General features: G+C 54.2%; 9 protein-coding genes and 4 pseudogenes. 6 read left to right on the forward strand and 7 right to left on the reverse strand.

Going from position 1 to position 12587, the window contains the following annotated elements:
* Window positions 1–807: IS3 family transposase (locus tag AAEZ03_RS03910; protein WP_350576208.1), on the forward strand; the 807-nt coding region annotated here is incomplete at its 5' end.
* Between the two features lie 165 nt (window positions 808–972).
* Here AAEZ03_RS03910 and AAEZ03_RS03915 read toward each other — a convergent pair.
* Complete coding sequence (locus AAEZ03_RS03915) at window positions 973–1272, reverse strand: RcnB family protein (protein WP_350576210.1); 300 nt, start codon at window positions 1270–1272, stop codon at window positions 973–975.
* Between the two features lie 447 nt (window positions 1273–1719).
* On the opposite strand from AAEZ03_RS03915, the gene AAEZ03_RS03920 reads away from it, so the two are divergent.
* Window positions 1720–2193, forward strand: coding sequence for a PA2171 family ribosome-binding persister protein (locus tag AAEZ03_RS03920; protein WP_350576213.1), 474 nt, complete (start codon window positions 1720–1722; stop codon window positions 2191–2193).
* 197 nt (window positions 2194–2390) lie between these two features.
* Here the strand turns inward: AAEZ03_RS03920 and AAEZ03_RS03925 are convergent, their stop codons facing one another.
* A complete protein-coding gene (locus AAEZ03_RS03925) occupies window positions 2391–3968 on the reverse strand; it encodes a tyrosinase family protein (RefSeq protein WP_350576215.1) in 1578 nt (525 codons plus the stop codon).
* A 535-nt stretch (window positions 3969–4503) separates the two neighbouring features.
* Between AAEZ03_RS03925 and AAEZ03_RS03930 the strand changes: the two are divergent.
* From AAEZ03_RS03930 to AAEZ03_RS03940, 3 genes and pseudogenes are all read left to right on the forward strand, one after another.
* Window positions 4504–4662, forward strand: a pseudogene (locus AAEZ03_RS03930) (tyrosine-type recombinase/integrase); the annotation flags it as partial.
* Between the two features lie 5 nt (window positions 4663–4667).
* Entirely contained in the window at window positions 4668–5003 is a 336-nt protein-coding gene (locus tag AAEZ03_RS03935) for a hypothetical protein (RefSeq protein WP_350576216.1), read from the forward strand.
* 50 nt (window positions 5004–5053) lie between these two features.
* Entirely contained in the window at window positions 5054–8287 is a 3234-nt protein-coding gene (locus AAEZ03_RS03940) for an AAA domain-containing protein (RefSeq protein ID WP_350576219.1), read from the forward strand.
* A gap of 77 nt (window positions 8288–8364) precedes the next feature.
* Here AAEZ03_RS03940 and AAEZ03_RS03945 read toward each other — a convergent pair.
* The 5 genes and pseudogenes from AAEZ03_RS03945 to AAEZ03_RS03965 all read right to left on the reverse strand — a co-directional run.
* A pseudogene (locus AAEZ03_RS03945) lies at window positions 8365–9164 on the reverse strand (phage late control D family protein).
* A 474-nt stretch (window positions 9165–9638) separates the two neighbouring features.
* Window positions 9639–9929, reverse strand: coding sequence for a hypothetical protein (locus tag AAEZ03_RS03950; RefSeq protein ID WP_350576221.1), 291 nt, complete (start codon window positions 9927–9929; stop codon window positions 9639–9641).
* Between the two features lie 201 nt (window positions 9930–10130).
* A complete protein-coding gene (locus AAEZ03_RS03955; protein WP_350576224.1) occupies window positions 10131–10988 on the reverse strand; it encodes a hypothetical protein in 858 nt (285 codons plus the stop codon).
* Between the two features lie 172 nt (window positions 10989–11160).
* The gene (locus AAEZ03_RS03960; RefSeq protein ID WP_055103924.1) at window positions 11161–11367 is read right to left on the reverse strand and encodes a tail protein X; all 207 of its coding nucleotides are present in this window, start codon (window positions 11365–11367) and stop codon (window positions 11161–11163) included.
* Window positions 11342–11623: pseudogene (locus AAEZ03_RS03965) on the reverse strand (phage tail protein); the annotation flags it as partial. The pseudogene AAEZ03_RS03965 and the gene AAEZ03_RS03960, both read right to left, overlap by 26 nt.
* A gap of 20 nt (window positions 11624–11643) precedes the next feature.
* On the opposite strand from AAEZ03_RS03965, the pseudogene AAEZ03_RS03970 reads away from it, so the two are divergent.
* Window positions 11644–12221 (forward strand): annotated as a pseudogene (locus AAEZ03_RS03970) (tyrosine-type recombinase/integrase); the annotation flags it as partial.
* Between the last annotated feature and the right edge of the window lie 366 nt (window positions 12222–12587).

Consider the following 12587-nt stretch of genomic DNA (forward strand, 5'->3'; position numbering starts at 1 on the left):
CTACTGAAGCTGGCGGGTGTGGCGCGCAGTACGTTTTACTATCAAGTCCAGGCACAACAGCGCCCAGATAAGCACGCCTCGCTCAAAGAGCTGGTACAGCGTGTGTATGACCAGGAGAAAGGCCTTTATGGGTATCGGCGCATTACAGCTGTGATCAGGAGCTTGGGCACTTTGGTCAACAAAAAGCTCGTGGAGCGGTTGATGGTTGAGCTGGGACTGCGTTCGATTGTGCGTCCCAAAAAGTATCGCTCGTATCGAGGGGCTGTCGGCAGGACCGCACCGAATCTATTGGAGCGCAACTTCATCGCTCAGCGCCCTAACCAGAAGTGGGTAACGGACGTTACAGAGTTCAAGGTTGCTCAGCAAAAGCTCTATCTTTCGCCTGTTATGGATTTGTACAACCGCGAAATCGTCGCGTATGAAATGGCAACCCGGCCCTGCCTGGCGCTGGTCGACAATATGTTGGATAAGGCCTTCAAGCGTTTGCAGAGCGAGCCAAAGCTGGTCATCCACTCTGACCAAGGATGGCATTACCAGCACTCCCAATACCGCCATAAACTGGCCAAGCTCGGGGTTAAACAGAGCATGTCGCGCAAAGGAAACTGTCTGGACAATGCCGCGATGGAAAGTTTCTTTGGTACGCTGAAATCCGAGTTTTTCTACTTGAAGCGATTTGAAAGCGTTGAGGCGCTGAAGGCGGGGCTGGATGAATACATCCATTATTACAACCATGACCGCATCAAACTAACACTCAACAGCCTAAGCCCTGTGGGATACAGGACTCAGGCTGCGCAGGGCGCTAGTTAATCTGTCCAACTTTTGGGGGGCAGTTCAGTTACTCGTACGCATCTCATAAGTGAACAGCATTACGCCGCCGAGCGGGATTTTCTTTGAGTGGCAGCAACAGTGCTGACCTGGCCGAAATGCATGCGCTCTGAAAGAAGCGCTCGACCTCAGGCCAGCGCTATTTCATTACTTGTCGACCATCTCTTTAATGGTCCCGGTAGGGACGCTAATCAATATGTATTTGCCCTTGATCTCCACCCACTGCTCATGCTGCTCAGGAGCTTTAAGCTTGCGATTTTTCCAGTCTTTGATTTCCAGGCTCTCACGTTGATATTCAGCCGGGACTATATCGCCAATCTTCATTTCCACTGCGCCGGCACCTGGTCGATCAAGAGTCACGCTAGGCTCATCGGCGGCAAAGGACAGGCTGGACAGTGAGCAAAGCAGCCCGATGGTTAAAGCGGCAAATGGTTTTCTGTAAGTCATCAGTTATTCCCTCTGTAGACGTGGCGGAGCGAGTGTGCTGATCAAACCTCTGTCAGACCGGGCAGTGCTAAGGCAGGGCTTTCAGAATCCTTTAGCCCGCTTATAGCGAATACGTTGCTGACCCAATCAAGCAGACTTTATGAAGAAGTCACCACAGCTAAGCGCTCGCTGGGGTGGTATGAGGTTGACCAGCCTGCACAGGAAGCGTTCATTAAAATGACGACTAAGTGAGGTGTAATCCCGTTTGAACAATTGAGCAGGGATTTATGCATCATCCTAAAGACAGCATCGGGCATGCTGCATGAGCGCCATTAGCCACCATCCACCGCAACCGACTGAATTTAAGCGAAAAAAAATTCTTGGAAAACTGGCACGGCAAATGCGACAGGCATAAGGACATTGCCGGCAAAGATCGGCACCAACCATCCGTGATAGTGAGGGAATACCATGAACGCCATCGACCTTCTGAAAGCCGACCACGAAAAAGTAAAAGGCATTCTTAGTCAGTTAAGCGAGTCGACTGATCGGGCCGTCAAGAAACGCACGGAGCTTTTGGAAAAGCTTGAACTGGAAGTAAGCATTCATACCCAGCTTGAGGAGGAAATCCTTTACCCGGCCTATAAAGCTGCAGGCGGGAAAGCTGAGGCAGAAATGTACTATGAGGCCAAAGAGGAGCATCGCACAGTCGACTCCCTGGTACTGCCTGACCTGAAGGACACAGATCCGACAAGCCCGGAGTTCGCCGGTCGCGTGAAAGTGATCAAAGAACTCTTGGAACACCACATTGAAGAAGAAGAAACCGACATGTTCCCTCACGCGAAAAAGATTTTGGGAAAAGCCAAACTTGATGAGCTCGGGGATCAAATGCTTACTCTCAAAGCACGCCTGAAGAAAAATTTGACCCCATCGAAAGCTGCTTGAGAGTACCTTTTCGATTTAAATCCAAGCCCGCTACTCAGCGGGCTTTCTGTTACCCATCCTCAAACTAGCCAATAGTGGCCGCACGCCAAGATTGGTAAAGATAAGCCCGGATTTATACACCGATCCAGTGAAAGGCTTTGGTCCGGGCAAACTTGTTGTAAAGCGCCGGTGTGACCTCAGACAGCTTGGCTACGCAACTAGCCCACAACCCGAACCTGCATGCCATGGATCTGAAGTGCATTGCTTTGCGGCGGCCGTAGTCCGCTCAAACTTGCGTTGAGTGCAAGCTTGAGCGCGGTGTTTGTATCCAGTCCGCCGGTGCCATGCAGCCGGCTCAATGCCGCATTCACGCTGAGAGCGAATGAGCCTGCAGGGTGATGTCCATGTTGATCGTTTGCATGCGGCATGCGCATGTCCAGAATTTTCAGCTTACCGATCGATACGGAGGGCGCAGGATAGCTGCTGTTTGGCATGAGCAGCAGCTCCAACTCCCAGGCACTGGCAGGTACCGGATACTCCATACGAACATCCACAAGCAGTGAAGCTCCATCCCGGTCCAGTGCATCCAGCAGCACCGCAGCGGGGACGTCCACCTGAGCATCGATGGTTTGGCCTGCGCCTATGCTATTGGCGCTCAATATGGAGTCGTATACCGTACCGCTGCGTACCGGCGCCAGTGGCAAGGGCCGCGTCTCACCCACAATCAACGGATGATAGGAATAGTCGAAACGATCAGCCTGCAGATAGTGCTGGAGCGGGAGGTCGCGTACCGGCGCCGCATGCTCGTCGCTGAAGAATTCAAAATACTCCCCCGCCCAGGCCTCGAATTGCTCGGGCTCGGGGTGACCAGGGAGGTCTTCGGACGTCTGCATTTCAGTCCACACCTGCCAGAGCCGATCGACATTGGCGTGGTGCAGATAGAACAGCGGATCAATTGGCGAGAACATCGAAAGCATCGTACCGCCGACCGCGGCATGCACCGAGTTATGCGGCAAGCTCTCCAATAAATCCGAGCCGCTGAATACGCTATGGTGCGGTGCCAGTTGACCACCGAAGCCGACGAATTTTCGCGATGCAAATACTCGGTGAATAGACTCTGCGCTGGTGCCTTGTTTACTATCGTCGTCGAACTCCGGATTGGCCTGGCTAAGATCCCTTGAATTGTTGTTCTGCATAAAATACAGCCGCACCTCCGGGGCGAGGATCTCCAGTTCGGTGTAGCCGCGCAGCCCCAACAGCACGCGTTGTCGATCACTGAGCCCGCTCCAGATTCCGTCCAGGGTCTCGTCGAGCTTGTCCCTGAACACATACATGGATTGCTGGAACATATCACTGGTCGGGTCCAGCCCAGCTGAAAAAAATTCCTCGGGCGCACGCTGCACGTGGGTCCAGTTCCAGTACGGAAGTGCGAATGCACTGTTACCGCTCAAGTCCCGGCAGATTTTCTCGAACCAGCCAAGATAGACCTGATGCCACGGCAGAAACCACCAGTTTATGTGTGGGCAATCGAGAAGATGGACAAGGGCCTGGCGGTACCAGTTGCGTGGATCTTGCGGCGGCAGGCTCAACATCGTGGCAATGGCATTGCTGTAGTCCTGCAGAATGCCGACCGGGAAGTCTTGGGCACTGACATCCAGACGGGTAAATCGTGCGACCCCGGAGCGGGCAGCTGGCAGTGTTGGATTCATCGAGAATAGCGAACTGCTCCCAAACAGCACGCAAGTGCCAGCAACCCCGGCGCCAACGATAAAACGCCTGCGATTCATGCCATTCATTATCGACCTCCAGATCCAGGCTGAACAATCGTAAATTTGCGATACCAGCACGGATGCAGATTTACCATCTGCGTGCCTCCCTGCCAGCAACGCCACGGCGGTGAAACTAACGTTCACCGGCAACGATGAGCGTGAGCGTGTTTCCAATAAATCACAAACAGCGGTCAGTCCTTGATCTTGTGTCAAGGCCTGCAGTCGGGCAAATCGCCGCCGCGGGTCACCCCGTCCCCTACCGATGCGTTGGGGGTAGTAATCAAACTCAACCATGCACCTGCGGGCTTGGATTCATGCAGTGCGAATACGTCCAACCGCACGGCCAATCAGGCCTGCCGGCCAGTAGAGCCCCATTTGCAGGGTGTGCTTTGGGCTGCCGCAACAGCATTGCGTGCAGGTGCCACGGAGAAAGATCGACAACCGACAAGGCCAAAGGCGACACCCTCCTCTGCCAGCAAAACTCCGTCAGGATTTGTCGAAAAGTCTTACACATTCAGCACTGCGTACTTGTTTGAGCAGATGCCATATGGGATTGGGAGATAGCGGTGATGAGCGCCTCATGGTGCTCAACAGCGTGGCCAAGTCGATCGTGGATAAGCAGTGGGGCACCAGCAAGGAATGAAGGTTTCCTTGCGACAGTACCGCCATGCATCGGATGAATGATTCAGCCTGGAAGAAGGCGCGAGTGAGAGCGGCGAAGTTCTCATGCCCAGCCTGATGAATGCCTCCTACCGTGTTCCGAACCTACACGAAGGACTCGACGCGCCGATCTATGTCATTGAGACTCGGCCACAGCTGCTGGCCTGGCGCCACAAATGGCAAGGCATGGCCTACGTGGTCCAAGAGCTAGCAAAGCGCGAATTGCGCCCAGCCTTCGACCGAGAACCGGATGTAGTACCCGGCATCCGCGAAGAAGTCATCGATCTGGAAGAGGATTACACCCACAACTACGCCACCTGGTTTCCCTCAGGTAAGAGACCCGGCTCACGATTAGCATCACTTTTGCGCGCCGGGCGCCATCAAGCGATGCAACATGCCTGATATCCTCCCTGCCAGGAATCCAAGCCCCAGCGCTTTCAAGGACGTCGTGAATGAATTCGCAAAATATCGTCCGTTATTGGCACGCCGTCGAACTGCTGCAACCTCAGGCAGTCCCAAAGCTGAAAAAGCGCGACAGCGACTACCAGCCGTTTTTCCAAGACATCCCCACCTCGACCCAAATCCTGCCGTGGATGCCAGCCAATCCTCTGAGCCGACAGCGCCTGCCGAACAAACGCGTATGGAGCCACACGCTCTACGCACACCTCTACAACAACCTGGATGTTTCTCGCCAGCTAGAGACTCTCTACGGCGCTGACCAAGGCTACAAGGAGCCACAACAAAGGCTCACCGCCCTGTACGCACTCAAGTTCAACGATCAAGGCATGATGGTGGTTGATAGCTTGGTGCTATCCAGCGAGGCATGGTTCGTCGGCTGCGCCATCAACAAGAAAGATTGGACACGCGGCTTCGAGGAGACCCAGGACTCCCTCCGCGAACAGGCTAAAGGTCTGCTCAGTGGCGTGGTCCACGCTGCTGACCTGTCACGCCTAACAAGCTATATTCGTCAAACCTTGGGACTCGACAAGTTTTTCGCAGACGAGTCGCGCAAACATCGCTTCCGCTCAGCACCGATCAACCCGAACAAACCCAAACAAGAAGACGATCCGCTCAACAGTTTCCTGCTAAGCGATTTGGCCGACATGGCCGATGCCCTGGCCCGTGGCGAAACCAGCGAACCGTTGGCCCGCTACCTGAGTCATCACGACACCACTCAGCGCCTGCACCTCGACAAGCCCGAAGCAGATCTGGCTCTGATTGATCGCCTCGCCCCCTCGCGCTATGCGACCGGCTGCTGGCCTGCCGAAAGACATTTGGGGTTAGTGCACTCCCAACAATTGGCAGTCAACAGCCTGCTCCAAAACCTCAGTAACAACACCGGCATAATGGGCGTTAACGGTCCGCCAGGTACCGGGAAGACCACCCTGCTCCGCGACCTGATCGCAGCAGTGGTGACACAGCGAGCCGACGTACTGGCCTCGTTGACCAAGGCCTCGGACGCCTTCATCCACGATGGTCGCGAATCCGCCAACGATGGCGGACGCGAACGCTTTGCCTATCAGCTCAACCCCCGCCTGTTTGGCTTCGAAATGGTGGTAGCCTCCTCCAACAATGGTGCCGTGGAGAACGTTACTCTCGAGTTGCCCCAGCAGGATAAGGTAGACCCATCCTGGCTGCCCGATGCCGAATACTTCAGCGAACTGGGCGAACTCACCAGCGGCAAACCGGCTTGGGCAATGATCTCTGCGGCATTGGGCAGCAAAGCCAAACGTACCCAGTTCGTCGATCGCTTCTTCTATGGCAAGCGTCCACCTAATAAGACCCAAGACGAATCCACACTCTCCCAACCAGAGGCCCTCGACAACGGTATCTTGGACGAAGATCTCCCGGACGGCGACCCAACGCCCGACGCATCCGTAGCGAACAACACGCAAGACAAGCCAGCCCCCAAGGGCATGCGCGAATGGTTGTCCGAGCAAGTACCACAAATGAAGTTGCTCTCGTCCGCCGAAAAAACCAATTTCTGGCGCACCGCCGTAAAGCAATACCAGGACGCCAAGAACGCCGAACAAGCGATACGCACTCAAGTCAGCGACATTCTGGAACGGGTTCAGGCAGTGATCAGTGCCAAAGCCCGAGTACAACAGAAGGAAAAGGAGCGCCAAGTCCGTCTGACCCAACGCAGCGGTCTTGATGACGAACAAGCTACGCTGGAAACACTGCAACTCACGCCCGCTCGCGAGCAACTGCAACGCGAACTCCAGGCTCTCGAAGCACACCTTGCAAAAAAACCTGGTTTTCTCGCCAACCTATTCAGCCTTTGGGGTGCTTATCGCACGTGGGCAGCTCGGCAACGACTGCTCAATAGCACTTGCAGCTTGGCCAAGGACGCCTTCGACTGTGCGCAACGCCAGGCACAGCGGCTAAGCGGCCGGCTCATCGAACTCAATCAACAATTGGCTAGAGACGAACAGGAGATCAATGAAGCCGTGCTCCACGCCGCCCTGCAACTCGACAAAGCTCGCAGCATTGCCCAAGCGGGCAAGGCGAAGCATTTGCAGGTCTGGCTCGAACAAGGTCAGATCGGCAGAGGCAGCGAGATCGAGCTGCTCGAACCCTGGATAGTCGAAGGCTGGCGTCAGGCTCGGGCACAGGTATTCATCGAAGCGCTCAAGCTGCACCGCGTCTTCTTCCAGATCGAAGCCTCGCGTTTACGCGCTAACCTGGACTTCATCACCAGCACGCTTACTGGCAGTCAGTATCGGGGGGTGTCCAAGTCCGTGGTACGTTCTGCATGGGCCTCGCTGTTCATGGTAGTACCGGTGCTCAGCAGTACCTTCGCCTCGTTCGCCCGCTCCTTCGGTAGCCTTGGTTGCGCAGAGATTGGCTGGCTGTTGGTGGACGAAGCAGGTCAAGCTACACCGCAGGCTGCAGTGGGTGCCCTATGGCGTTCGCGCCGGGCTGTGCTGGTCGGTGATCCGTTGCAATTGGAACCGATCGTCACCGTATCTGATGCCGTACTCGAACACATGCGTACCCGCTATCAAGTCGATGCACACTGGCTACCCAATCGCCAGTCAGCCCAAACCTTAGCCGACCAGGCCACCCCTTGGGGTCGCATGGCTGGTCCCAAGGACAAGAAACACTGGGTCGGCCTGCCGCTGGTGGTGCATCGCCGCTGTGACAAACCAATGTTCGACCTGGCTAATCGCATCGCCTACGACGGAGCCATGGTCTATGGCACCATCGAGCCTTCTCCCGTCAAAGAAACTCCTGCCGGTCTACTCACCGGCTGGGTGCACGCAAGTGGCCGCTCCTCTGGCAATTGGGTCGACAATGAAGGCAAGGCGCTCGAACGTTTGCTGGCATTGCTAGATAGCTACGGAGTGCCGCTGGATAGCATCGCAGTTATCACGCCCTTTCAGGACGTGCGCAACCAGCTTAGGGATCGCTTAGATACCAAGATCGTGCGCGGTACGATTCACACCATGCAAGGTAAAGAGGCTGCAATAATCATACTTGTCCTGGGTGGGAGCAGTGAAAACGGCGGCGCTCGCGAATGGGCAGTGTCCAAGCCTAACCTGCTCAACGTCGCTGCCACCCGGGCCAAGCGCCGCTTGTATGTGATTGGCGATCGCAATGACTGGAAGCAGCGAAAACTCTTCTGTGACGTTATTGAGCTGCTACCAGCTCATTCCCAGATAACCACCGACAGCCATGTATGACAAATACCGACGCCTTAAGTACTTCTTCTAAGCTTTATACGAAATCAGAGAGCGGGTTGGGTTTGGGGTTTTGATGGTCAGAGGTCAACGATTTTCAGCGGCACTACAGGCTTCAAACCACTGGCCTTGGCTTCCCCTTGCTTCCCCCGTTGCATTCAACGGTGGTGCTCCAGCCGCTTTGGGTGAAGACCTGCTCAACCGAGTCCACCAGGTACTCGCCATCGAGCCCTGTCTGGAAGCCTTGGGCGTTGATACTGCGCCCGGCGAACAGGTCGGTACGCCCGGGCATTTCCAGTCGAACAGCAGCGGTAAAGCGGTTGAAGGCTGTCAGCCGAGATTTGGCCGCTTGTTCGGCGGCAGATTCGTTTGGGTAGATATGCCGGTCGGTGTATACGGGAGGTAGCCCCTCAGGCGCGTCTTCGTTGTTGTTGCAGTCTGACTTGCTCAGTTGGTCAGCCCGGAGCACTTCGGTCGTCACCGGGCAAATGGGCAACCAACTATTTCGCGCTGCTACGTCGTTGACGATACTGCCCAAGCTGACGCCTTCCCAACTGCCACTGTGTGCAGTTTTGCAGCTGCCGCGCATGTCGCTGGCTTTGCCTCGGATCACCAAGGTGTCGGGTGGGCCTGACAACTCAACTTCATCCACGGTGTAACGGCCCAACCGGGCCAGCACTGTGCCGGTCTAGCCAAGGAAGATTTCGATACTGGCCCCGCGATTTGGCAAGGAGACGGCACTGTCGCGGTCATCGATGCGCAGTTCGAAGTCGTCGGACTCCATGCCGGGTTTATCCGTGGTGCGCATTAATAGCAGGCGGTCATTGATCAACGAAGTGATGTCTGCGCCGTCTGCGACGATGCGAAAGGTGGGGGTCACGGGCAAACTCCAGACATGAAAAAGCCCACTCGATGGTGGGCTATACATTTAAGTGCAACGCTGCGCTATTCGAAAACTCTCACAAAGTCTATTTTAGCAACCTCGACTTTCTAAAAATGAACAGTAAAATCATTGCAGCTAAAAGCACTATCGAAGACCACTTTATCAGGGCCAACTTTCGTTTAAGACGCACGGGAAATGCATCCAGTTCTTCTATGCTGACTTCCCCTCGCTTTAAGTAAAACCCCGGAAATGTTACCACTCCGGCTATCCACCCTACCAATAGGAGCATCCCCCAAGGCCCACCATTTTTAAGTGGAATATGAAGCCGAATAGCAGAAGATTTTTTTAAATGCGCCAACATCAAATCCATCTACGTATACGCCATATGAAGTGATGCACCCACGCACATAAAAATCCCTCCAAATATCAATAAAGAGAAGGCAAGAAATATTAGATCAGCAATGCTCACGTTCACTTAACTATCTCATAAATAACATCGCCTGTTTCCTCTCCGATTACGCCACCAATTGCGCCGGAAGCAAAAGAAGCAACACCTACCACTGCAACACCACAAATCAATGTCCCAACACCACCCGTGGGCACACCAATCGCGAAACAAACATATCCAACAGTTGAACCTGTTAACACTGCGCCTGCCACCGCACCACCTGCGGCGCCTCCCAAAAAACTACCCGCTTCAGTGAACTTAATTCGCTTGCAAGCCTTAGTATTACCCGCCGAACAAACGTCTTGAACCTTCATGTAAGAGGCAGTTCCACCAATACCCGTGCCAATCCAACCACCGAGCTTAAGATATTTAGAGGCCTTGGACACACCGTAAATATGGGTGGCATATCCCGGTATTTGATCTGCACCACCGGCCAACGTCCAGCGGTGAACCAAGCTCCGCGTAGAGATGCCAAGTGCACTTTTTAAATTTGGATGGTCCGGAAAACCTATGCCTTAACGGGTTAAAGCGGTCAAGTTCGTGTTGAGTTGTGCCAACAGTCGCTTACGCTCTGCAAAAAAATCTGCTGAGCGCAGATGTCCATCCGCTTGGAATGACCGTATGTGCAGCGCTTCAATGTCTTTAAACAGGTTTTTTACGTCGTCCAGGTTCTTGGCAAACATCGCCTCCCCGATCCCGATTGATGTGGCACCTTGGGCAAAAAGGGTTTCGATCTCGTCACGATGCCGAACCATAAAATTGGCTTCTTCCGGACTAAGCGCTTTTACCGCCTCATTGGCTTTGGCAGCGGCCGCCATCAATATCGCTTCTTCACGGGTGCATTGCAGGTTGTTGGGATCGCTCAATACGATCATCGAACCGGCATTGACAGTGCTCAGCCCGGGGTTGAGTGCATCAAATTTGCTCATCACTGCGGGGTATTGCGACGAGAACAGCGCAGCCTTTAACTGATCGACTGTCGTACTTTTGGGAACAACATAGAAGCCAGGCTCTTGCAGTGGCTGCCTGAACTCTGGCTTTGAAACCGGGAGTGGTTCTCTCTCCGGCTCAACGGGGCTATGAAAACTGCCGGGCCTGCCTTGCCCCGTAATGTGCGCATACCGACCCAAGTTGTCATCGCTTAACGGACTGAAGGGGTCGGCGTCGACCAGCAACAAATCTCCGTTTTCAACAGCCTCTACGATTTGTTGGTCACTCATTGGCCGACCGAACACATCAACATGAAATAAGTTAAGAGGCGTATGGGGCAAATGCAAAGCAAGCTCGACGTTCGCTTTTGCAAAGAATGGTGATTCTATATTTCTGAAGCTAATTCCGAGTCGTTCGCGATCTTGTCGACGAATAAGGCGCATGCAGTATTTTCCCTAATTAAAACTGACCGCGCCGATTGATGCCGGCCAACGTCTTGAAGAGCGCGGACTGTATCGGCCAGTTCTGCCAAGGATCTGTCAGACCTTTCCTTTAATTGAGAAGGCTTTATCTATTTCATGCTCGGCCATTTAAAAACGATGCCGTTTGCAGTCATCAACCCCACAACATTACCCCCTCCTCACTCGCCCCCACCACATCTGGCAAGTGAATCACCACCCCGGCCCGATACGGCTGTACCTCATCGGCCAACCCTTGGTTGGCATCGAGCACGGCTTCGACCGTGCCGTTGAGGTGGCCGTAGTAGTTTTGGCAAAGGGTATCGAGCACGTCGCCGCTAGCGGTTCTGCAGGTCGTCGCCATAGCGTACAAACTCCAAGGTAAAGCCCTGTTTACGGGGGATGCCGCCTTGCAGGAAGGCGCTTTGTTCTTCTTCGATGTTTTTTAAACACCAGTTGCCCAGTACGTCGCCGTAGCCGGTGGTCAGGCCCAGCGGCTGGAGCTGGGCGCCGATGCTGCGCAGGGTATCGAGTTGTTTTAGGCCGCCTTTGAAGCCTGGGTAGATCGCGCCTTTGAGGGTGAGGCGTTCGCTGCCCATGCCGATGGCCTGTTGGGCTGGTCCGCTGGTAAATGGAGACTTTGCTCAAGGTTAAAAGCAGGTGTTGGGTGCAGGAAGTCTGCAAGATTTAATGGTATTGGGGGATTGCGATGGTGGAGTTGGATACCGTGCTTTTTTTGATTCCACACGGACTCTCTGGGCGAACGTTAAGAACCGGGACAAACGCTTGGTGATGGCCCACACCGTGGCCAAGTGGGTCATTGAGAAGCAGCTAGGTCAGCACAAGTTGTACGTCTTCCCCTTCGGCAAGCAAGACGGAGAAGGCGACGAAACAATGGTTCACCGGATGAATGGCTCAGCCTGGAAGAAGGCTCGCGTCAGAGCGGCGAAGAGATGGCAGGAAAAGTATTTGCGGCTGGCACATGATGGCTTTTCCAGAATCCGCATTCACGACCTGAAGCACACCTTTGGCAGAAGGCTACGTGCAGCAGGCGTGACACTGGAAGATCGAAAGGCTTTGCTTGGGCATAAGAGCGGAAGCATTACGAGCCACTATTCTACCGCAGAGCTTGGGCAACTGATCGAAGCGGCAAACAAAGCATCGTCAACTGATTCGCGCGGGCCAGTGTTGACAATCTTGAGGAGGATAACGGGGTGATCCCCCCGCAAAAGTCCCTGGACATGAAAAAGCCCAACTCGCAAAAGTTGGGCTAAGTCATTGAGAAATATGGTCGGGACGGAGTGATTCGAACACTCGACCCCTAGCACCCCATGCTCCCTCGTAAAATATCGTAAGCCATTGTAATTAAAAGAAAAATATAATTCTGCATGATAGCAAAATGTACTGCTATTCGAGCTTAGGCAAACGGTAAACCATGGCCTGTGGGGTAGGTTTTGCGCAGTTTCAGTCTCCCCTCACCTCCAGTTTTTGATTGTAGCCACTCAAAACCCAATAGCTAGGCAATGACTGTTTTCGGCCAAAAGCAGCCGCTCGGCATTGGCAGAAAACCGCTAAAACTGGAAG

The organism is Pseudomonas sp. HY2-MNA-CIBAN-0224, from assembly GCF_040310285.1.
Lineage (GTDB): Bacteria > Pseudomonadota > Gammaproteobacteria > Pseudomonadales > Pseudomonadaceae > Aquipseudomonas > Aquipseudomonas helleri.

What these genes read in the sequence shown, in the direction of transcription:
- AAEZ03_RS03935 (WP_350576216.1), top strand. Translation starts at nt 4,668, where the DNA reads ATGCCCAGCCTGATGAATGCCTCCTACCGTGTTCCGAACCTACACGAA.
- AAEZ03_RS03925 (WP_350576215.1), bottom strand. Translation starts at nt 3,968, where the DNA reads ATGAATGGCATGAATCGCAGGCGTTTTATCGTTGGCGCCGGGGTTGCT.
- AAEZ03_RS03950 (WP_350576221.1), bottom strand. Translation starts at nt 9,929, where the DNA reads ATGAAGGTTCAAGACGTTTGTTCGGCGGGTAATACTAAGGCTTGCAAG.
- AAEZ03_RS03960 (WP_055103924.1), bottom strand. Translation starts at nt 11,367, where the DNA reads ATGGCGACGACCTGCAGAACCGCTAGCGGCGACGTGCTCGATACCCTT.
- AAEZ03_RS03920 (WP_350576213.1), top strand. Translation starts at nt 1,720, where the DNA reads ATGAACGCCATCGACCTTCTGAAAGCCGACCACGAAAAAGTAAAAGGC.
- AAEZ03_RS03955 (WP_350576224.1), bottom strand. Translation starts at nt 10,988, where the DNA reads ATGCGCCTTATTCGTCGACAAGATCGCGAACGACTCGGAATTAGCTTC.
- AAEZ03_RS03940 (WP_350576219.1), top strand. Translation starts at nt 5,054, where the DNA reads ATGAATTCGCAAAATATCGTCCGTTATTGGCACGCCGTCGAACTGCTG.
- AAEZ03_RS03915 (WP_350576210.1), bottom strand. Translation starts at nt 1,272, where the DNA reads ATGACTTACAGAAAACCATTTGCCGCTTTAACCATCGGGCTGCTTTGC.